A 20,197-nucleotide genomic window follows, 5' to 3' on the forward strand; every position below is an offset into this window, starting at 1 on the left:
ACTGTAAGAGTAATTTCCCGATTTTTTGTAGTAAGGTATTGCTAGGAATAAAAATGGGAGGCTAGACAGATGAATGCTTCGAATAAATTACTTGAAGTGAAGGAAGTACGTAAAGTTTTTGGTGAGGGACAAAATGAAACAATGGCATTAAAAGGCGTAACTTTTGATGTTTTACCAGGCGAGTTTCTTGGCATTATGGGTGCTAGTGGTTCAGGCAAGACGACGCTACTAAATGTAATCGCCACAATGCTGAAGCCAACATCAGGACAAATATTGCTAGACGGGCAAAATATTTCGTCGTTCAAAGGATCACAACTCGCTGCATATAGAGGCGATCAAATCGGGTATTTATTTCAGCAATTTGAACTGATTGATAATTTAACGGCGAAGGAAAATATCATGCTGCCGTTAGCGATTCATGGGATTAATTTAAAGGAGCAGGAACAAGCGTTGCTGCAATTAGCGAAACTATTTGATATAGAAGAACTGTTAAATAAATTTCCGTCACAATTGTCTGGCGGTCAAAAGCAACGGGTTGCAGCAGCGAGAGCGCTTATTTCAAATCCTAGCATTGTGTTAGCGGATGAGCCGACTGGTGCGTTAGATACGAAAAACGCCAAGATTTTAATGGAGAAGCTGTCTGAACATAATCAACAACAGGAGTCTACTATTTTAGTGGTGACCCATGATGCGAATGCGGCTAGCTATTGCTCAAGAATTTTGTTTATCCAGGACGGTGTCATTTTCCATGAACTGCGTAGAAATGTACCGGGCGAATCGCAGGAGGCATTTTATGAGCGAATCGTTATGGTGATGGCGCAGCTTGCTGGAGGTAGTAGTAATGTTCTTTGACTTTGTGAAACGCAATAGTCGCAAAATGCGGAAGGAAAACGGTGTGTATTTCGCATCGCTCATCGTATCAATTGTGGCGTTTTATGTGATCTTGTCGTTAGGTGAGCAAGATGTGATGCTGTATTTGAAGACGATTGAAAGTGATGCGGTAGAGCGATTGTTTTTATTAATTCCAGTGCTTTATGCAGTTTCATTAGTGTTCGTGTTCTTCCTCGTGTATTTTGCGAATCGCTATCAGCTGCAGCAACGCAGTCATGAGTTTGGCTTGTATTTAATGATGGGGATGAAGCAAAGTAAGCTGTTTCTTATGATTATGGGCGAAACGATTTGGAATGGCATTGTGGCCCTGTGTATTGGTCTGCCGATTTCATTGTTTTTAACAGAGCTTATTAATTTAACGACATCACGTTTAGTTGGCATGGGGATTATAGGCCATGCATTCCGTATTTCATGGACAGGCATTAGCTTGACGATTTGTGGCTTCTTCCTTGTGCAACTGCTAGCCATGCTTATTTTAAGCTTTACGATGAGCCGCAAAGAGCCGATTGAATTACTTCATGAGGAAAAGGAAAAATCGCAAAGTACAATGACGCCTAAATGGGGCGCCGTGAGCTTACTGTCTGGAGTGGCTTTATTATTCGGGACGATTTTTTTATGCATCGCTTACGGCATGTCGATTTTATATTTACGAAATTTTGATTATCGCGTATTTGCGCTGATTTTGCTTGTTGGTGTGTGTGGGACATTTATTTTATTCCGTGGCTTAGGAAGTGTGATTGGTGTTTATGTGAAGCGAAAAGGCAGCTCTTCAACAGGTTTGTCGATGTTTACGGCGAGACAGCTACAGGAAAATGTATTGCATCAATGGAGTTCACTAGCAATATCATCATTACTAATTTTAATGGCGATGGTTTGCTTCGCGTTTGGTACGTCGACAGCGTTAACGAATAGCGCTGTAGCTAATCGAACGGTTGATTATACGTTTAATGGTAATGAAGATGAAATTAAGCCTTTGGTTAAATCCGATGAGCTAGCACCTTACGTTGATAGTTATTATAGGATGGCGTTACATAATTTCTACCCACCTGAAGATGAGCCAGTATTAAATTATCATTTTGCATGGACGGGCTTAATAGAAACAGTATCGAGTCAAGACGATTCAGAGCCAAAAGAGATTTTATTAAACAACTTATCGATGCAGTATACGCCGTATTTTATTTCATTATCGAGCTATAATGCGATGCTTGAGGCAGCTGGAAAGAAGCCGATTCAGTTAGCTGATAATGAGGTGGCCATGTATACAAGTGACGATACAGGCGCTAGTTATGATATATTAAAAGATATATTGAAAAAGAGTCAGACTGTAGAAATAGCTGAAAATGAATACACATTATTGCCGACGTTATATTCGGATCAGATTGTGGCGGATAGAGCCATTACTTTAATGTATTCATTAATTGTGCCGGATGCATTATTCGAGCAATATTTTGACGCTGATGAAACTTGGCTTTGGAATATGACGTTAAAAGACGAGTTCATTGAAGAAAAAGGGCTTATGCAGGCGATGCTTGAAGTCGATCAAGTGCTTAATTCGACAGGCTTGCAGTATGAGAGCTATCTTGCGAGCATGGGCAGACAGCTATTTTACACGGTAGCAGGCAGTTATACAACGTTTTATTTAGGTGTGATGTTTTTAATTATCGCCAATACGGTGCTAGGCTTAAACTTTTTAATGCAGCAAAGAAGCACGCGTAGTCGCTATCAAACGTTAGCGATGCTCGGTGCAGATGTGGAATCAATTTGTACATCAGTACGCAAGCAAATTTGGCTATACTTCATCTTAGCTATTTCGGTTGCATTTGTTAGTGGAATTTTTGGCATTTGGTCTTTATTAACGGCCATGCCTGCAACTGTTTTCAGTCTTCAAAATGGTATCGTCATTGGTTTAGTGGTGCTATTATTTATTGTAATTGAAGTTGGCTATATTCGAATGATTCAACGAAAAAGTGATGTAGAAATTCGAAAGTTAAAAGAAATTGAGTAGAGGTGATGGCATGGCGAATATTGTCATTGTAGAGGATGACATTTTCCTACGCGAAGAATTACAAAATATTTTACAAAAGGAGGGGTACTCTGTAGTGAGTATCTCTTCTTTTGATACACCTGTTGAAGAAATCATCGCTGCCAAGCCCGGATTAGTCTTGTTAGATTTAAATTTACCTAACTTATCGGGTTTTCAAATTTGTCGTACTTTAAAAATGAAAGGAATTGGTCCGATTCTAATTTTAACTGCTCGTAATCAGATACGAGATGAGTTGCATGCATTAGAGTTAGGAGCCGATGACTTTTTAACAAAGCCCTGTCATTCGAAACGACTCATTGCAAGAGTACAAAAGCTACAACAGCTATATGCCAAAATGCCGATGTTTTTAAATTGGGGAAATTTCCAATTAGATTTGAAGACGAATGAATTATATATTGGTCACAATTCACTTTCATTATCTGAAAATGAAGGCGCCATTATGAAGCTTTTAATACAACATGCACCGGCAGTTGTGGAAAAGGAGCAGCTTTTCCATGAATTGTGGGGAAGTAGTGAATTTGTGGACGAAAATATACTACAAGTAAACATGACTAGACTTCGTAAAACATTGGATAAAGTAGGTATGTCACATCATATTAAAACGGTCAGAGGCGTTGGCTATCAATTAATAGTGAGTGAATCCCCATGAGGCGATTAGATTGGCTCCATATTTTACAGCAATCGCGTCAGTGGATTTTACTCCTATGCGTAAGTAGCGGTTTTTTTATTTTTTTAGCGTGGGTTGCGTATCCAGAGACATTTAAACTATTAGTTTTGACGATGCTCATTTTTACTTTTGTAACCATTTTGATTGGGAAAAAACAATTCCTTATATTTTTTCTGACGATGATGAAGAACGAACATATAAAACACACAGATTTTCTTTAAAATGTAAAACCTCTGATTTCAAATACATCCCTATGTTAAAAGCAATCTGCAATCATGATATAGGAGTTAGACCAAGCATTTTTCATAGAGTCCATTTTATTAACATCAACAGGAAAACTATTTTTCACATTTATGATGATAGGGGATGTGATCTATTAGCGACATCTCCCGAAACAATAAGAGATGTTTATGATAAATACAACGATTGGATATTAGATTACGACAGAAATGAAATAGACGAGGTATTTAAATAAGGAATATCTTCTTATTCAACAAGTACAAGCGGGTGCATTAGTTCTTTGATATTATTTAAAGCCAAATTACAAAAAAGCTGCAGTTAAGTCAACTTAATGCAAGCTTTTTTTGATTCAAGTAGAGAAATCAGCTAGATTCTTATTAAATTTTCATGCCTATGTTAGAGAAAAGATTACATGGCGACTTTACGTTCATTTTCAATGGTAACTGAAATCCGATAAAACTTCTTAGGTCGACCTAGCAGTTTTCCCTACTTATGTAGAGGGTAGTTGCATTAAAAATCAAAAAGGGAAAAAGATTTAACTAAAATTGTACTATCATATCGGTTATAGTAATACAAACTGTGATAGAGGACCGCCATTAATGCTGCTAAATTGGTATCATCTTCTTTAAAAAGAGTAATGATTACATTATCTAACTCATCCGAATTCCTAGTGTCTACAAGCTTAACTGTAGCAATTTCTTCATCATTTTTAAATAAACGTACTTCTGCAGAATAGTGTTGAAGAAATACGTATGTATCTGAATTATCTTGCCACGTATATTTACTTTCGATTAGTTGCTCACGCTCTCTTTTCAGAACTATTTTCTGAAGTGGTGTTGTTAACATGTAGTCTAATTTAAATCGGTATTTTAAAGCGTTTATACTATAGATGTTTTTTTCATTTAGATCCACTGCTACAAAGCAATAATTAAGAGTAAAACTAAATAAATTATTTACAATACGAGTCAATATTCTTGGTTTTCGCTTTTTTATGTAACAATGAACGTTACCATTTTCATCTGTAAGTGGTAATCTATCTTGCATCGACATGTGTTTAGGGATTTTATATGAATATGTGTACAATATTATTCCTCCTGAATAGGTTTAACTATAATTGTTATTGTACAATAAATTCTTAGAAGTGTTTTTATTCATTTTTTGTAACGGTGAACTAACTCATGAGCCTTAATGTCAGTCATAGTTATTAAACTCAAAAATATTGAGCTATAGACATAACTACAGTAAGATAATGTAAATGACTAGCTTTTTATTTTATAAAAAGGAGATGATTTCACTGAATACTCAATCAAATAAGAATGCAGTTGTAGTTTATAACTTTAATATTTCATCAGATAAGGTTTTTGAAGCTTGGATTGACCCCGATAAGGTAATGAAATGGATGTTTCCAAAAGGGGATATTCAACGTGTAGAAATTGACAGAAGCGTGGGGGGCTCTTTCTCATTTGTTGATTTGAGAGAAGGCAAGGAGATTGACCATCGTGGAGAGTATTTAGAAATTGAACGACCGAAACGACTAGTATTTACTTGGGGTATTCCAAAAGAAACACCGGATGCGGCGCGAGTTAACATTGACATAGTTTCAATTAAGGCAGGATGTGAGCTGACTTTAACTCATGAATTACTTCCTGATTGGTCAGACTTTGCACCACAAACGGAGCAAGCATGGCGAAATATGCTAGAAGCTATGGATAAAGTATTATCTTAACGAAAAAGATAACTTTGAATGAGAAATAAATAAAAAAAAGAACTAGTAGCCATTATAAAAGACCCCAGCCATTTGCTCGTTTCCGAATTAATGACGGGGTCTTCGATATAAATGAAATATTCTATTACTAAATTAAGAAACAGCCTTCAAACCAGCTACTCCGATAACTATCGCAATAATACTAATAATACGTGCTACGCTTTTGGATTCTCCAAACAGAATCATATTGATCAATACAGCACCGACAGTACCGATACCGATCCATACAGCGTATGCAATACTTAATTGTAAATAGTTAAACGAAGTGTAGAGGAGGGCAAATGATAAGCCGAAACCTCCAACGTAAAGAATCAAATTTCGAATTGTTTTATTCTGACTGTATAACTTTAAACCGATAACTCCTACAATTTCCGACATTGCAGCTAAGAATACAAATATCCACCCCATCGTTAGTGCACTCCTTTCAAATCATTTTCATCATTCGTATGATTATCAGCTAATTTTAATCCAATAACACCCGCAACAAGAATAACCATGAAGATTCCTTTTGCTAAACTAAATTCTCCACCAAAGATAAATACATCCATTAATGTCGTTCCAACTGTACCGATCCCTGCGAAAATAGCATAAACAGTTCCGGTAGGTAAGTTCTCACAAGCTTTAGATAAGAAGTGGAAATCTATCGCAATAATCACCAATATAATAGCCCAATGCCACCAAGTACTTGCGGTATTAAAACCGAAGACCCAAATTAATTCAAACAAACAAGTTAAAGCAACATACATCCAATCTTTAGTCATATTTAACATTCCTTTCGTAATAAATATCAGCTAACTTTTTCTTTGTCAGTACATAATGACTGACTATCAGTCATTTTTATGATGCAAAAGCTTCATAATTTAAATACGAAGCCCTAATGCATGATGTAAAAAATCGAGTAATTCTTGTTTTTGAAGTGTTGCATTTTCTTCATCTAAATCATCATATAAATAAATTTGTTCAGCTGCAGATTCAATTAGACCAATAATCAACTTAGAGGATCGTTCAGTATTAAGTGAGTCGCGTATATCTCCGGCATTTTGAGCTTGTTTTAAGAAGTTGTTCATCCATTCATAAAAAGGTGCATAAATGGTCTCCCATTCTTTCAAATGCTCAGTTTGAGTGATTCCAGCATAAACAAGTGCAAAGACGTCACGATACTCTTTTGTTAAATAGAAAACAGCATCTACAATTTGCTCTAGTTGTCCTTCAATCGACTCATTTTTTTGGAAGCGATGGTTCACTTCTGACATGATTTTCTCTACCATAACAGCCGCAATTGCTGGCATTACGGAAAGTTTAGATGGGAAATATAAATAAAAAGTACCTTGAGCTATTCCAGCAGATTTTACAATATCAGATACTTTTGTTTTTTCAACACCTTTTTCACGGAAAACATCGATAGCAGCAAGAATAATCTTTTCTTCTTTTGACATTTTATAACCCTCATTCCATGACTGACTGTCATTCATTTTACAGAATACGTGTTAATTTGTCAAAAATATTGATTTAGAAGATAAAAGAAATGAAAAAGTATTTTTATCGTTTGAATCCGTTTAATTACATTGTTGATACGTGATTCTTATAAATGTCTGCTTTGAAATTAAATCGAAAGAGTGTATTCATGAGGATAAAATATAAAGCTATCTATAGTTGTACATGTTTACACAAACTATTTTTTAGATTTCCAAATAATGTATAATGTAGATTATAAAGGAGTTGGGATTGATGGAAAAAATAAAAAGTCACCTTTTTTGTTTTATATATATTTTGAGTACAGTCTTAACAATTGGCGCTTTTATTTTTGCTAATTTAACAACAATTTCTCCTACTAATTATGGAGGGGGAAATGGTAATTTCGGTTTATTTCCATTCTTTTTTTTATTTCCATTTATTATTGTTCTCATCTCAATGACTATCAGTTATATGCATGAATTTATGTATCGCAAGTTGCAGAAGGGAACTATTCGAATGATTGTCGCTGGAAGTTTATTGGGGATGATCTTGATTGTAAGCATTACTCTTATAAGGGCAATTCAATTAAAATCACTTCTTGCCGAAGTAAATCCGATATACCATGAAGAAACAAAAATTCCTTTACTAAGTATCTATTCCAACGCAGTCTTTTTTAATTTTTTCACCTTTACATTATTAATACTTCTTTGTTTGTTTATTAGTGGAATAATGGCATATAAAGATAAACAGAAAAGTAGCATGTCAGTTTTTTAATAGAACTTCTTCTCAAAAGTACGATATCTTATTACAACGTGTCAGAAATCCTATTAAGCAACAATTGATATGTTGAGAAAAGTATAATGAATGCTATTAAACCGAAGTAGTAGAGTAGTTAAACTTTTGATTGTTGCGTTATAATCAAAAGAAAATATGGTTTTCTTATTGAAGATAAAAGCAAAGGAAGTTGTTATTGATGAGTTTAGCTAGTTATATCGGTTGTTTTGTTGAAATACCTATTACACCTGAGAAAGAGCAGCTTGAGGCTTTATTTTTTGTAGATGATTGTTTTTCAGGGGAAAAAGAAAAAGAAAATGTGAAAAAGCATCAGTTTACGACACCTTATGTTTACGAAGTATCAAGCCATTGGGGAATTGAGATTACAAAACATATGAATCAAGAAACTTGTGAAGAATCGAAAAAGAAACTTATTGCTTTATGTGAAATGATGAATCATTACCTTAAAAAAGGTGATTATTTCGAGTTGTTTAGCTGTTGGGTAGGCGAAGAGAGAGATGAACGAGAAGGAGAAATCACATTAAAACTAGGTGAATTAAATATTGATAATCTCGAAATTCCAGAAAAAACTTACTTACGTATTTATAAATAAATTAATGCTGTTTTCTCAAAGATTGTTTCTTCTCGGAAGAATAGGGTTAAAAGCGACGGAAACCCAGAGATAATCTACAAAATAATTACTTGTAGAATTAACTCTGGCTTTTATTAATTGTAAATCCTAGAGAGAATATTTATTTCAAATGTCGTTGCATCAAGTTCTAATTCTATTTTACTGTCTTCGATTCCGAGTTCCTCACAACTTATAGATAATTTATTTTCTGACCAACCATTAAATTTAATCAGATCCATTGCTATTGGAATGTCTAAGAGTGTTGTCTATCCTTAATTGTTTCTCCTATTAATTCAATATTGTAATAATCAGCAATATTGAAATCTCCAAAAGGTGTTACTGTTAAATCTTGATATATTGTTTGAGTTTCATCTATTGATTTAAATTCAGTTAATTCGCCACTTACACAATCAATTTGAAATAGATAATCAGAAGTAGCAACTAGAGTCTGATTATGTTTACTAGATAATGCAACAGCTCGTTGCGCTCCTCTAAATTGACCGCACCATTCATAATAATTCTCATCTTCAAATTTGATCCAAGTCCAATCTTGAGAATTCCACTGATTTGAAATATCATAAATTCTCTCTTTGAATTGTCCTGAATATGGTTGTTCTAAATTTCAGCTTTCGTTATCAAACCGTCCATCCTCCAACAAAAACAATGCAATACCAATAATTTAAGAGTACTCATATTTTATATAAGATATAGGAATATTTCTAATAGATTTTTAAAAATCCCTTTATAAGTAGCATAAGCATAAAGTGTAAAAGCCAATTAAAAACTCCATTTTGAAAAAATAATCAAAAGGGAGTTAAACTGTTCTAACTAAGTATGCTGTTTGATAAAAAATTCAATTATTTCTTCACTTTTGAAATAGTCATCCCGTCACCAATTGGAATAAGAATAGATTCTAATTGAGGATGATTAGCCACAATTTCATTAAATTTCTTCATTAATTCAGTATAGCGTTTAGGCTTCACTTCCTGGTCTACTACACTACCTTGAGCAAGTACATTATCAGCTACTATTATAGCTTCTGAATCAGCAAGTTTAATACAATATTCTAAGTAATTTTCATAATTTTCTTTGTCAGCATCGATAAAGAAAAAGTCAAATCGTTTATTATCCTCAACTAGTTTTTCAAGACTCTGCAATGCTGGACCAGTTAGATAAGACACTTGATCTCCGAAGCCTGCTTTTGATAGATTGTTGTTTGCTAACTCTGCGTATTTCTCTTCTAATTCAAGAGAAGTTAATTTTCCTTCTTTTCCGAATCCACTTGCAAGGCAAATTCCACTATAACCTCCTAATGCACCTATCTCAAGAACATTTTTAGCACCTGAAATGGATATAAGCATAGTTAAAAGTTTACCTGAAGAAGGAGATACCGATATGGAGGGCATTCCATTTTCTTTGATGGATGAAATGACTTCCTCCAAATGAGTATAATGATTTTGAAACACTGAATCGATATAATTATTTATTTGTTTCATTAGTTTCAATTCCTCCCTCATCAATAGCTGATGAATCTTTACTATCCAATTCCGAAATTTCTATTTCTTCAGTATCATTGGGAATATCCATGGCTTCATTCTCTTGTATTTCAAATAATTGAATAAATTCATTGATTACCATATCAATTGCTTTTAATTCACCGACTAAAATTGGATGAATAGATTGAAACTCGGGTTTATCTAACTGCTGCTTAATAGTGGAACGCTTTAGATTCATTCTTTCTAAAAAAGCAATGGCTCTACCTCTACGAAAAGTTTTTGGTCCACGTTCTCCAGAACCACCTCTTCCTTTATGACGCTCACTTCGATGATGTCCTTCTTTCTTAAAATCCTTAAATTTTCCATCTCTCATTAAAATTCCTCCTTATTTGTATACCATTGTATACAAATTGTTATATTAATGATTGTATACATTTGTATACATATTGTCAATTTTTGATTCAAATGAATAGACTTCAATCGGTATACTGTTTTTTTATTTGTTTTAATTAAAAAGCTATAGGGGAATCGCTCCAAAAAATACAATTCCATCTATTTATAAGGAAAAATATGTTAAAGTTATACTTGAGGATTTTAACATAAAATTCGAATGATGAAGTAAAGTAGGGGGTAGGAATATGGATATTTCAAATTTACAATTTGAGACGCAAAGATTGATTTTACGTCCTTATAAAAAAGAGGATTATCTCAATTGGTATACACAGTTTGATAATCGATTGCCTTCGCAATACAAATATGATGATGGTAAACCTTTAAATATGTCTACATCTACTGAGGAATGGTTTATCGACTGGATAAATGGATTTGATCAATCAGCAAAGAAGGATGAAATGTATATCCTCGGGATTTTCCGCAAAGAAGATGGTGTGAATGTTGGGAAAGTGGAGCTAATAACGATACTGAGGATGGATTATCAATGGGCGATGATGGGTTATTCTATTCATAATCAGTTTTGGAACAAGGGGTATGGAATAGAGAGTGTCAAGGCTGCAACTGAATTGTTTTTCTCTACTTTAGATTTCCATAGAATTGAATTACATATTAATATAGATAACAATCCTTCAAAAACACTGGCTGAAAGAGCAGGGTATCTCTTTGAATGTGAGAGAAAAGAGTTTTCTTATGAGGATGACAAATGGACGGACTTTTTAATCTATTATAAAAATCGTAGTTATTGAAAAATCAATGCACTTAACAAAGTGAACAAAAAAACAACGGCAGATATATTAGCCGTTGTTTTTTCGTTTAATTTGTCTTTCTTTGCTGGACTAGAAATATAGCTAAACCAATTAAAATAACGACAATACCTACAGCTTGCTCTAGGGAAATGACTTCTCCCAAAATGAAGTAAGCAAGAATACAAGTGCCAATCGTTTCTCCTAAAATACTCATTGAGATAACTGAAGTGCTGATCCATTTAATTAGCCAATTGAAAATTGTCTGCCCTAAAATAGTTGCCACAAATGCTAGACCTAATAAAGCCCACCATGTAGTTGAAGAGTAGTTAGTAAATGATTCATTCAGGCAAAGTGCATAGATGGCTAAAAAGATTGCGCTACTCCCATAACCTATAACTGAATATGGAATAAGAGATAACTCCTTCCGAACAGATTGTCCAATAAAGAAATAGCCAGTAATAATACCTGCTGCGATAAAGGCTAAAATATCTCCGTATAGTGCGTCGCCGCTTATTTGTAAGTCCTGCCAACCAATAATAAGGCTACCTAAAATCGCCACAAAGCAGCCAATAATTGCCCCTTTAGAAAAGCGTTCTTTAAATAGAAAATAACCCCCAACCATAGAAAATAGAGGTTGTAACGTTACGATTACTGTCGAACTAGCAACAGATGTGTATTCTAAAGATTCAAACCACAATACATAATGAAAGGCTAAAAATAATCCGGAAAGTATCCCTAAGCCCCATTGTTTTATAGTTAATCCAACAAGTTCTTGTCGATATCTCTTTTTCCCGATTAAAAAAGGTAACAATATGAGCATCGCAAAAAATAAGCGATAAAATGCAGTAATGGCTGGTGGGGCATCTGCAATTTTTACAAAAATAGCAGAAGTTGATAACGCAAATACAGCAAAGAAGAGCGCTAGGTATGAAAAAAGTGAGGATCGCATGATGTGTACTCCTGTCTAGTTGTTTAAAATCTTGAACAAAGCCTAGTATATTGTACATCATATTAGAGAGAATATTATACTTATAAAGCAACTTTTTTTGGTATTTTATAATATAAGTTCAAAAGAAGGGAAAGCACAGTGATTCCATGGTTGAGCATTCTAGAATTACTCACAAATACTATACATAAAACAACTTCAGGATAGTTTTGAATTAAAGAATAATTAAGCAAAAAAAGGTGACCCATGATATTCATACACTGGGACACCTTATTTTAGTTGATCTTTACATGTTTATTATTATAAACAAAAACCTCTATTCTTTTGAGTTCATCCTTATAAAATGAATTTGTTAATGACTTCTTGATTTCTAATTGGATTTCTTTTCCTCGATTGATATTGAATAAAGTGGTTTTTTGTATAGATGTATTTATTTCTACAAGTAGCTTCTTATCTTTATCTCTTATACGTATACTTTCAATTTCTGTAAATTTTTTAGCTTTAAGGTCTTCTTGAAATTTCGTAGTTAGTTCATCATTTCTTTCTAATGCTAATTCCTCTGCATCTGGGTAATCTATGACTTGCTTATAAACATCGATTGAATAATTTTTAAAAAGTGTTTGTTGTGATGATTCATGAATGATCTTTTTAATACTATTTTCAATTTTGTTAATATATTGTTGGTTACTATTTACTTGTATATTAATTTCTTTTACTTGAGAATCAAAACCGAGTGTAACTATTTTAAAATTTTGTTCCATTAGTTTGGGGTGTATTTTTTTCATTAAAACTTGAAAATTATCATTTAATACTTTTTCCGAATGTGTTCCAGGTTCCATTGCAAATGCGATTTTAGTATTTCGATATGCATCGTGTAACCAAATCCCACTAAAGAGTAAACAAAAGATAAAACCAACTGAGGCTATATTTTTTTTCAAATTGAATATCTCCCTCCACAAATTTTAAATGTCTATAATTCGCTGACAGTGCCAAAAATTTTAAAATCCAATATAGTATGTTCTATTCAGAAAAAATAATAAAAACAAAATAAAAACAAAATTTCACAGTGTTAAGAAAAGAAATTCATAGTTACAGGATATGTCTTTTTATCGGTTATCAAAATACAACTTTAGGTGATAGGACTTAATATGGCTAATTTTACATAAAATTTAGTTGGATCAATTTAACTATTATAATCAAATTAATGGGGATTTTAACCTGTTTTATTATAAAAAGTACTAAAAAATGGTTATATTATGATAGAATTTGTGAATGTGGATATTTATTGAAAAGAAATATCTGTTTAAAAAAAGGAAGGAAGTGTAGGCTTTGATGAAAAAAAGCGGAAAGAAACTTAAAAAAGGTATGGTCATGTCAATGGTCGTAGCAAGTACACTATTATTAAGTACATTGGGAGGAGTAGAAGCTCAAGCTGCAACAAATAAAACACAGCAAATAACTAAATCTGCAGCCGTTACACAAGTGTCTGCGACGGTCTCGAAAAAAGGAGTATTAACTTACCCTAAGAAATTCAGTATGAAAAAGGTAACAAGTGAATTAAAACCAGAAGCGGCTAAACTTATAAAAATCTATGGTAACTCCCTTAATACAGGAAAAACTACCTCTTTCAATTCTTATGTAAACAAACATGTAGCTGAGCACGGAAAAAACGACTATTTACTTGGTCACAAATATACTAAGGACAATTATAGTAGAAAAATAAAAGGCATGCGAAAAGTCAATTCCAAGAAAATATTATCTACTTATTCTAAGGCTCTAAACAAAGTCTCAACTTCCAAGGTAAAAGTTTATGATACATATAAAGGAAAGGGATTTGCTACATTTACTTATGAATATCGACCAAAAGAATTTGATGCTTTTGGAACTATCGCTATAAAATTTAGTTTTACTCAACTGAAAAATGGTAAATATGTGTTGGAATATCTTTATTATCTTTAATAAGACACTGGAATAATCTAAGACGGTAATCTATTAAAGTGTGGGGAGCCTGGATGTGCATAGTTGTATTTGAAAAAGTGTATTAATAAAAGCATTCATAATGAATTGCCTTTTTTCTAGCGCTATTCATATCGATGTTCTAAACCAATAAACTTATAAATGAATTAAAACCCGCTATATGCAAAATAAAAGCAGAACTAAAAGATAATCTTTAGTTCTGCTTTTATAGTTTATGGAACACGTGGACGTCCTTGAAGATAAATGCGCAAAATCTAAATAAATAATCCCATTACCAATGTATTATAGTAAACGCCATTAATGAAATTGTCTTTTTTTAGGAGTCCTTCTTTTTCAAAACCGAGCTTTTCGTATAATTCAATGGCGAAAGTATTATCTTCTCTCGTAACAAGACTAATTTTTTTAGTTACCCCATTTGAAGTTGCCCAATTAATCAGTTCTTCCATCAATATTCTACCTAATCCTTGTCCAACCAACTGTTCGCTCACAACAATGCCTAATGTTCCAACATGTTTCGTTCTATCTTTTTGGCTAGAATTAATAGATGCTATGCCTATAATTACATCCTCTAAAGTTGCTATTAAAATTATAGAGTTTTGTTCCAGTGATGTAGAATCTATAAACTTTTTATACTCCTCCACATCCCTATTAAATTCATTTTTTCCGAATGAAAGAAAATCTGTTTCTCCACCTACGACATTGTAGAAATTAATCATTTGCTGAGCATCATTTCTAGTAGCTTCTTTTATCGTTACTTCATTGCCATTTTTTAAACGAACTTTCATGATAACTATCAACTTCTTTCTATTTAGAGTGAAATCAAAAGATTGGTTCTGTATTATTTAAATTCAATAAGACTACTTATTGGAAATTCCGATAATTTTCTTCTTAGTCAATAACAGATTATCAAATCTTTTAAAATCGTTCAACTTTAGGTTTTTGTTTCATCATTTAGAAATATTAAGTTGAACCGTAGGAGTGTCTTTTCATTAATTTATACTAGTTTGACGATGGATATGAGAGATTAAAATAATTATCCTCACTTATACTTTCTCCGTATATATTCCTATAATTCAAATGATCGAACCCTTAAAACATAAAAATATTGGTTCTTCTTCAGTTCATATTCAGTTCATGAACATAATGTATTATCCGTTTATGAACATTTAGAGAAAGAAATCTGCAGGAGAACTTCTTATTGTGGGATGGAGTAACATGCAAAATCATCCCTAATTAGGAAGGTATTCTACTACTTAAGTTCTTCAGAAAAATGAAAAATGAAAATTATGGTAATTCGAAGAAGGAGGAATTACAATGAGTATTCAAAATAGAAAGGAAGCAACGGCCAATAGTGAATGGGCTATTGAAGCACGAGGACTAGTCAAAAATTTTGGTGACAATCGTGCAGTTGATGGTGTAAATCTGAACGTCCGTGCCGGTACTATCTACGGTGTACTTGGACCAAATGGGGCAGGGAAGACTACCACTATCAGAGTGTTGGCGACTCTTTTGAAAGCTGACGAAGGTTCGACACGCATTTTCGGGTACGATGTAGCGAAAGATCCACATATCGTACGTCAATTGATAGGGGTAACTGGTCAGTATGCTTCAGTAGATGAATCACTCAGCGCTACGGAGAATCTAATTATATTCTCAAGATTACTAGGGCTGAGTCGTGCAGAGTCTCGTAATAAGGCGGCGGAATTGTTAGAGGAATTTGGTTTAACTGAAGCTGCGAAGCGTCCGTTGAAAAACTTCTCTGGCGGTATGCGTCGTAGACTGGATTTAGCGGCAAGTCTAATTGCTCAACCACCACTGATTTTCTTGGATGAACCGACTACAGGGTTAGATCCCCGAACACGAAATCAAATGTGGGATACTATTCGTCGATTAGTAAAAACAGGTTCAACCGTACTGTTAACAACGCAGTATTTGCAAGAAGCAGATGAATTAGCAGATCGTATTGCTGTTATTGATCATGGCCGAGTTGTAGCAGAGGGAACAGTTAATGAACTAAAAGCTTCAGTTGGAACCTCATCATTACATTTAAGCATTCAAAATCCGCGGGATATAATGGACGCTCGTCAAACCATTGAACAAGTGCTTAAAGTTCAGACATCAATTTCTTCGGAAGTCGGGAAGATAACGGCCCCAATGGCCGATGCTGACAAAGTCACAGATCTACTGATTGCTCTTCGTCAAGAAGGAATCAGAATAGATGAGATGAGTGTACAGAAACCAACACTAGACGAGGTCTTTTTGACCATTACGGGTCATGGTGCTGAGGAGGCTGCTTCTAAGTCATCCAATGAATCTGATAAAGTGGAGGAGGGTAGAGTATGAGAGGTTCTTCTTAAAGCAGGTTGCTGGACGGCAACTACGAAAAAAAACTAGCTTTAAACAATCGGTAAGTAATTCGTTAACAATGGCTTATCGTGGTGTATTGAAGATTCGACGGACGCCAGAGCAGTTGTTTGACGTCACGCTCCAACCGATCATTTTCACCCTGATGTTCACTTACATTTTCGGTGGAGCTATCTCGGGGAACGTGTAAACTACTTGCCTGTCATCATTCCCGGTATTTTAGTACAGACCGTAATTACGACTTCAATCGTCACAGGTGTGCAACTACGTGAAGATATGGATAAGGGCGTTTTTGATAGATTCAAGTCACTGCCTATCGCGCGGATTGCACCATTGGCGGGAGCATTGTTGGCTGACACTATCCGCTATACAATTGAACGGTACTCACTTTTACTATGGGTTATATAATGGGGTATCGACCAGAAGGAGGGCTAAGTCACGTTGTTTTAGCTGCGCTTTTAGTCATTGTATGTGCCTGGGCAATTAGCTGGATCTTTGCCTTCTTTGGTGTTATTGCACGTACTGCTTCAAGTGTACAGGGTATCTCTATGATCGTGCTGTTTCCTCTAACGTTTCTTTCAAATGCTTTTGTGCCCGCTGATACTTTACCAAACTGGCTACAATGGTTTGTGAAAATTAACCCGATCTCGCATCTCGTTACCGCTGTTCGAGACCTTACAAACGCTGGCACAGTAGGTTGGGACCTAATTGCTTCCCTAATAGGAACAACTGATAAAACTCGTACTCATTATCTACGGTAAAAAGTTTCATATAGAATATAAAAAAAGTGTGTTTTGAGTAATTTTTTCAAAACACACTTTTATTTTGTTGTTTTATCAGCCTTCTGAAGACGCTAAATAACGCTTTACTTCGTTCTCAAACTTTACAATTAATATGTTATCGTGATCTTTTACAGAATAAATTTCGGCACCAATTGGTAATTTATTTGCTGCACCATTCTTGAATTCTTCCGGTTTAGATGCTTTAAACTCAATCTCCCCAACATGCTCTTTCTCTACTAATTTCAATTCGTCTACCCAATCAATTCCTGTTTGATAAATAGAATCTCCCCGTTGAAAAATATCAGCATTTGAATCTAACTCTAGTATTTCAGCTGCATCAGGTTTTTCGCTAGTATGTTCTTCAATATCTTGATCCGAACAACCAACTAACCATAAAAGGGATAAAGCAATTAAAAGTAATACTCGATTTAATTTCATAGCATTTGCTCCTTTGTAAAATTTTTCGCGAAAAGTTAATGAATAGGTTGCAAATAATTAGACGAAATAGACGATTATAAGGATTCTTCAAGAATCGATTTAATGACATTTTTTAAATGTAAAATATTCTTCTGCGTACTTTCATTCTTTTTATAGATATAAACAGTGTTAATCTCATTGTTCAACTGTAAATTGTAGCGGTGAATGTTTGTATAGTTATATAAGTCAATTAGCTTCGTATTTAACACAGCGATTGTTTGATCTATATGTAGGAAATCTTGAATACTGCTGACTGATTTAATTTCTTTTATAGTATATGGAATTTGATTTTTCGATAGAAATTCCACCATAGCTCGCGTATACATACAACCTTTACTTAATACAAGCAGTGTAACAGGTGTACGCTCGTTAAAATTAACAACATGAGAATCGTTTGAAATGACCTCGAATGTTTCAGTAGTAATGATGTCATAGGCTAAATCAGGGTAATGTTTAATTGGATTACTTGTAAGTGCACAGTCCATTTCGGAGTTGTGTATTTTTTCATTTATAGAATTACTAGATTCTACTGTGAAATCTACATCCAGTGGAATGTTATTTGTATTTAAAGAATTAACGATAGAAGCTCCATAAATCTTAATCGTTGTATGTGATGCGCCAAAGTTCACTTTAGTTTTCACTTGATCAGCACCAACGGAGTTTAAAAACCCTTGGTATTCTTGTGTAATTAGTTGCAGGTAGTTTTTATACTGAATACCTACGTTGGTGATTTTTAGTCCTTGGGGTGTACGTTTAAAAACAGGCTGTCCGATTTCTGACTCCATTTTTTTTACTTTAGAAGTAAGTGCAGATTGTGTATAGTTGGTGATTTCGGCGGATTTACTTAAATTTTGACGTTCTAACATTTCAATTTTCAATGCAATTTCTTCGATGTTCATATTACTTTTCACACACCCTATTAAAAATTTTGATAGCGCCTATCATTTTCCTCCATTTTACGCGTAGTAGTATACAGCGTAAACTCTAGTTAACTCATTATACCGAACAAATACATAGGTGTAATAAAAAGATTTTGGAGGTACCTTGATGAATAGTTATACTAAATGGTTAATCGTACTAGTTGCAACACTATCCCAAACGGCAGCAACTTTTGTGACATATGGTATGGGACCAATCGCAACATTTTATCAGATTGAATGGAATTTATCAGCGCTACAAACAGGGTTTATCGTTTCAGCTGTTAATATAGGACCTATTTTTTCGATGATTATTTTTGGTTATTTGATGGATAAGAAAGGAGAAAAACAAATCATAGGATGGGGGTCTATTTTATTAGGGCTATCAGCATTAACACTAATTTTCGTTAATAATTATATTATTTTGTTGCTGTTATTATTATTAGTTGGAATCTGGTACGGAAGTGCTCAAACTGGTGGAAGCACGGCTATAGTAAAATGGTTTCCAGACAAACATAGAGGATTAGCTCTAGGCATTAGACAAACTGGTATACCAATTGGCGGAGCTTTAGCCTCAGTTTTACTAACGTATACTTATTATCATTATGAATTGTCTGCAGTACATATTGTACAGGGGATCTTCGCAATTGCTGGAGGATTACTTTTCTTAGTAGCGTATCATGAGCCAAAAGAAAATATAGCTACAGCATCTAAATCAGTGTCGTTTAAAGAAAAAATGAATACAATCAAAAACAACAAGGCGCTGTATCCAATATATATTGTGGGTATTGTAATGATGTCATTGCAGATGATTATCATTGCACACTTCATGAGTTATTTACATATAGAAGGTAATTATTCTTTAACTCAAGCAGGTGAATATTTGAGTCTAATTTTAATAGGGGGGATGGTTGGTCGAGTAGCCATTGCATGGGTGAGTGATCAATTCTTTGAGCAAAATAGAGAAAAACTATTGTTCATTGTAATGGTTGTTACAGTAGTTCTTACGGTAATATTGCCACTAGTTATAAATGCAAAGTTAGTGATGTTACTATTTTGCTTTCTTTTAGGCTTTGTAGCAATCGGTTGGTATTCGTTATTCATTGCTTGTATAACAGAGCAATCAGACCCCCGTTATATTGGCTTAACAGTTAGTTCAGCTTTAACATTAAATCAAGTATTTATCGTCATTGCACCTTCTTTATTCGGTTTAATTGTAAATATATTAAACAGCTATCAAATAGCGCTTTATATAGCAGGAATTATTGTGGCACTAGGAGCGATTAATTTATATATAACAAAGGTGAGAGTAGCGTAAATTGAGAGTGAGACATGTCCAATATAAGTTTATTAATACAAACTGATTTGAATTACAATAATGTAGAGCATTCACGAAAAGAAATCTTTTTGAGAATGCTTTTTTAGTGTTGTTTAAGTAGAACTAAAAAAATATTAAGTACCAATAGGTTCTATATAAGCAATACAGCATTATTGACCAAGGAACGGTTTAGCATGTGTTTTTAGACGAATTTTTTTCTATATATAATAATAAGTTGGTTTCGATTTTATCTA

The 20,197-nt window shown here is 34.0% G+C and carries 21 protein-coding genes and 2 pseudogenes; 12 read left to right on the plus strand and 11 right to left on the minus strand.

Annotated features, from left to right (window positions below; all coding sequences use genetic code 11):
• Positions 1-69 precede the first annotated feature (69 nt).
• The 4 genes and pseudogenes from BK137_RS17635 to BK137_RS17655 form a co-directional block, all read left to right on the plus strand.
• Positions 70-852, plus strand: coding sequence for an ABC transporter ATP-binding protein (locus tag BK137_RS17635; RefSeq protein ID WP_038182436.1), 783 nt, complete (start codon positions 70-72; stop codon positions 850-852).
• The gene (locus tag BK137_RS17640; protein WP_038182432.1) at positions 842-2,896 is read left to right on the plus strand and encodes an ABC transporter permease; all 2,055 of its coding nucleotides are present in this window, start codon (positions 842-844) and stop codon (positions 2,894-2,896) included. The genes BK137_RS17635 and BK137_RS17640 overlap by 11 nt, the downstream gene beginning before the upstream one ends.
• 10 nt (positions 2,897-2,906) lie before the next feature.
• Entirely contained in the window at positions 2,907-3,584 is a 678-nt protein-coding gene (locus BK137_RS17645) for a response regulator transcription factor (RefSeq protein ID WP_038182429.1), read from the plus strand.
• 166 nt (positions 3,585-3,750) lie between these two features.
• Positions 3,751-4,077, plus strand: a pseudogene (locus BK137_RS17655) (DUF3885 domain-containing protein); the annotation flags it as partial.
• A 275-nt stretch (positions 4,078-4,352) separates the two neighbouring features.
• Here BK137_RS17655 and BK137_RS17660 read toward each other — a convergent pair.
• A complete protein-coding gene (locus BK137_RS17660; RefSeq protein ID WP_038182423.1) occupies positions 4,353-4,925 on the minus strand; it encodes a tubby C-terminal domain-like protein in 573 nt (190 codons plus the stop codon).
• A gap of 172 nt (positions 4,926-5,097) precedes the next feature.
• Between BK137_RS17660 and BK137_RS17665 the strand changes: the two genes are divergently transcribed.
• Positions 5,098-5,568 carry an SRPBCC family protein gene (locus BK137_RS17665; protein ID WP_051448646.1) on the plus strand — a complete coding sequence of 157 codons (471 nt, stop codon included), beginning with the start codon at positions 5,098-5,100 and terminating at the stop codon, positions 5,566-5,568.
• Between the two features lie 132 nt (positions 5,569-5,700).
• On the opposite strand, the gene BK137_RS17670 is transcribed toward BK137_RS17665, so the two are convergent.
• From BK137_RS17670 to BK137_RS17680, 3 genes are all read right to left on the minus strand, one after another.
• Entirely contained in the window at positions 5,701-6,015 is a 315-nt protein-coding gene (locus tag BK137_RS17670; RefSeq protein WP_038182420.1) for a DMT family transporter, read from the minus strand.
• Between the two features lie 2 nt (positions 6,016-6,017).
• Entirely contained in the window at positions 6,018-6,368 is a 351-nt protein-coding gene (locus BK137_RS17675) for a DMT family transporter (RefSeq protein WP_038182417.1), read from the minus strand.
• Between the two features lie 99 nt (positions 6,369-6,467).
• Complete coding sequence (locus tag BK137_RS17680; protein ID WP_038182414.1) at positions 6,468-7,043, minus strand: TetR/AcrR family transcriptional regulator; 576 nt, start codon at positions 7,041-7,043, stop codon at positions 6,468-6,470.
• 292 nt (positions 7,044-7,335) lie between these two features.
• Here BK137_RS17680 and BK137_RS17685 point away from each other — a divergent pair, with 292 nt between their 5' ends.
• Both BK137_RS17685 and BK137_RS17690 read left to right on the plus strand, forming a co-directional pair.
• Entirely contained in the window at positions 7,336-7,836 is a 501-nt protein-coding gene (locus BK137_RS17685; protein ID WP_038182411.1) for a hypothetical protein, read from the plus strand.
• Between the two features lie 199 nt (positions 7,837-8,035).
• Complete coding sequence (locus BK137_RS17690; RefSeq protein ID WP_038182409.1) at positions 8,036-8,449, plus strand: hypothetical protein; 414 nt, start codon at positions 8,036-8,038, stop codon at positions 8,447-8,449.
• Between the two features lie 875 nt (positions 8,450-9,324).
• Here the strand turns inward: BK137_RS17690 and BK137_RS17695 are convergent.
• Complete coding sequence (locus tag BK137_RS17695) at positions 9,325-9,963, minus strand: O-methyltransferase (protein ID WP_038182406.1); 639 nt, start codon at positions 9,961-9,963, stop codon at positions 9,325-9,327.
• A complete protein-coding gene (locus tag BK137_RS17700; protein WP_038182403.1) occupies positions 9,947-10,336 on the minus strand; it encodes a hypothetical protein in 390 nt (129 codons plus the stop codon). Before BK137_RS17700 ends, BK137_RS17695 begins: the two co-directional genes overlap by 17 nt.
• Before the next feature lie 265 nt (positions 10,337-10,601).
• On the opposite strand from BK137_RS17700, the gene BK137_RS17705 reads away from it, so the two are divergent.
• Positions 10,602-11,162, plus strand: coding sequence for a GNAT family N-acetyltransferase (locus BK137_RS17705; RefSeq protein ID WP_038182400.1), 561 nt, complete (start codon positions 10,602-10,604; stop codon positions 11,160-11,162).
• A 67-nt stretch (positions 11,163-11,229) separates the two neighbouring features.
• Here BK137_RS17705 and BK137_RS17710 read toward each other — a convergent pair whose 3' ends face one another.
• Positions 11,230-12,111, minus strand: coding sequence for a DMT family transporter (locus BK137_RS17710; RefSeq protein ID WP_038182398.1), 882 nt, complete (start codon positions 12,109-12,111; stop codon positions 11,230-11,232).
• A gap of 272 nt (positions 12,112-12,383) precedes the next feature.
• Entirely contained in the window at positions 12,384-13,046 is a 663-nt protein-coding gene (locus tag BK137_RS17715) for a hypothetical protein (RefSeq protein ID WP_038182395.1), read from the minus strand.
• Positions 13,047-13,437: 391 nt separating this feature from the next.
• Between BK137_RS17715 and BK137_RS17720 the strand changes: the two genes are divergently transcribed.
• Complete coding sequence (locus tag BK137_RS17720) at positions 13,438-14,067, plus strand: hypothetical protein (protein ID WP_038182392.1); 630 nt, start codon at positions 13,438-13,440, stop codon at positions 14,065-14,067.
• A 272-nt stretch (positions 14,068-14,339) separates the two neighbouring features.
• On the opposite strand, the gene BK137_RS17725 is transcribed toward BK137_RS17720, so the two are convergent.
• On the minus strand, positions 14,340-14,870 hold the full coding sequence (locus BK137_RS17725; protein WP_038182389.1) for a GNAT family N-acetyltransferase: 531 nt from the start codon (positions 14,868-14,870) through the stop codon (positions 14,340-14,342).
• Between the two features lie 529 nt (positions 14,871-15,399).
• On the opposite strand from BK137_RS17725, the gene BK137_RS17730 reads away from it, so the two are divergent.
• Both BK137_RS17730 and BK137_RS17735 read left to right on the plus strand, forming a co-directional pair.
• A complete protein-coding gene (locus tag BK137_RS17730) occupies positions 15,400-16,428 on the plus strand; it encodes a daunorubicin resistance protein DrrA family ABC transporter ATP-binding protein (RefSeq protein WP_038182386.1) in 1,029 nt (342 codons plus the stop codon).
• Positions 16,394-17,210, plus strand: a pseudogene (locus BK137_RS17735) (ABC transporter permease). Before BK137_RS17730 ends, BK137_RS17735 begins: the two are co-directional and overlap by 35 nt.
• Before the next feature lie 75 nt (positions 17,211-17,285).
• Here BK137_RS17735 and BK137_RS17740 read toward each other — a convergent pair.
• Both BK137_RS17740 and BK137_RS17745 read right to left on the minus strand, forming a co-directional pair.
• Entirely contained in the window at positions 17,286-17,669 is a 384-nt protein-coding gene (locus BK137_RS17740) for a hypothetical protein (protein ID WP_038182383.1), read from the minus strand.
• A 74-nt stretch (positions 17,670-17,743) separates the two neighbouring features.
• Positions 17,744-18,607: a LysR family transcriptional regulator gene (locus BK137_RS17745; protein ID WP_038182380.1), complete on the minus strand. Its 864-nt coding sequence runs from the start codon at positions 18,605-18,607 to the stop codon at positions 17,744-17,746.
• A gap of 148 nt (positions 18,608-18,755) precedes the next feature.
• Between BK137_RS17745 and BK137_RS17750 the strand changes: the two genes are divergently transcribed.
• Positions 18,756-19,943 carry an MFS transporter gene (locus BK137_RS17750; RefSeq protein WP_038182377.1) on the plus strand — a complete coding sequence of 396 codons (1,188 nt, stop codon included), beginning with the start codon at positions 18,756-18,758 and terminating at the stop codon, positions 19,941-19,943.
• The last annotated feature ends 254 nt before the right edge of the window (positions 19,944-20,197 follow it).

Source organism: Viridibacillus arenosi, assembly GCF_001955655.1.
GTDB classification, from domain to species: Bacteria; Bacillota; Bacilli; order Bacillales_A; family Planococcaceae; genus Viridibacillus; species Viridibacillus arenosi.

Excerpts from the sequence above, each read along its gene's own strand:
- BK137_RS17640 (WP_038182432.1), top strand. The coding sequence starts at position 842 with ATGTTCTTTGACTTTGTGAAACGCAATAGTCGCAAAATGCGGAAGGAA.
- BK137_RS17690 (WP_038182409.1), top strand. The coding sequence starts at position 8,036 with ATGAGTTTAGCTAGTTATATCGGTTGTTTTGTTGAAATACCTATTACA.
- BK137_RS17730 (WP_038182386.1), top strand. The coding sequence starts at position 15,400 with ATGAGTATTCAAAATAGAAAGGAAGCAACGGCCAATAGTGAATGGGCT.
- BK137_RS17635 (WP_038182436.1), top strand. The coding sequence starts at position 70 with ATGAATGCTTCGAATAAATTACTTGAAGTGAAGGAAGTACGTAAAGTT.
- BK137_RS17680 (WP_038182414.1), bottom strand. The coding sequence starts at position 7,043 with ATGTCAAAAGAAGAAAAGATTATTCTTGCTGCTATCGATGTTTTCCGT.
- BK137_RS17665 (WP_051448646.1), top strand. The coding sequence starts at position 5,098 with ATGACTAGCTTTTTATTTTATAAAAAGGAGATGATTTCACTGAATACT.
- BK137_RS17745 (WP_038182380.1), bottom strand. The coding sequence starts at position 18,607 with ATGAACATCGAAGAAATTGCATTGAAAATTGAAATGTTAGAACGTCAA.
- BK137_RS17645 (WP_038182429.1), top strand. The coding sequence starts at position 2,907 with ATGGCGAATATTGTCATTGTAGAGGATGACATTTTCCTACGCGAAGAA.
- BK137_RS17700 (WP_038182403.1), bottom strand. The coding sequence starts at position 10,336 with ATGAGAGATGGAAAATTTAAGGATTTTAAGAAAGAAGGACATCATCGA.
- BK137_RS17670 (WP_038182420.1), bottom strand. The coding sequence starts at position 6,015 with ATGGGGTGGATATTTGTATTCTTAGCTGCAATGTCGGAAATTGTAGGA.
- BK137_RS17725 (WP_038182389.1), bottom strand. The coding sequence starts at position 14,870 with ATGAAAGTTCGTTTAAAAAATGGCAATGAAGTAACGATAAAAGAAGCT.
- BK137_RS17675 (WP_038182417.1), bottom strand. The coding sequence starts at position 6,368 with ATGACTAAAGATTGGATGTATGTTGCTTTAACTTGTTTGTTTGAATTA.
- BK137_RS17710 (WP_038182398.1), bottom strand. The coding sequence starts at position 12,111 with ATGCGATCCTCACTTTTTTCATACCTAGCGCTCTTCTTTGCTGTATTT.
- BK137_RS17695 (WP_038182406.1), bottom strand. The coding sequence starts at position 9,963 with ATGAAACAAATAAATAATTATATCGATTCAGTGTTTCAAAATCATTAT.
- BK137_RS17705 (WP_038182400.1), top strand. The coding sequence starts at position 10,602 with ATGGATATTTCAAATTTACAATTTGAGACGCAAAGATTGATTTTACGT.
- BK137_RS17740 (WP_038182383.1), bottom strand. The coding sequence starts at position 17,669 with ATGAAATTAAATCGAGTATTACTTTTAATTGCTTTATCCCTTTTATGG.
- BK137_RS17685 (WP_038182411.1), top strand. The coding sequence starts at position 7,336 with ATGGAAAAAATAAAAAGTCACCTTTTTTGTTTTATATATATTTTGAGT.
- BK137_RS17750 (WP_038182377.1), top strand. The coding sequence starts at position 18,756 with ATGAATAGTTATACTAAATGGTTAATCGTACTAGTTGCAACACTATCC.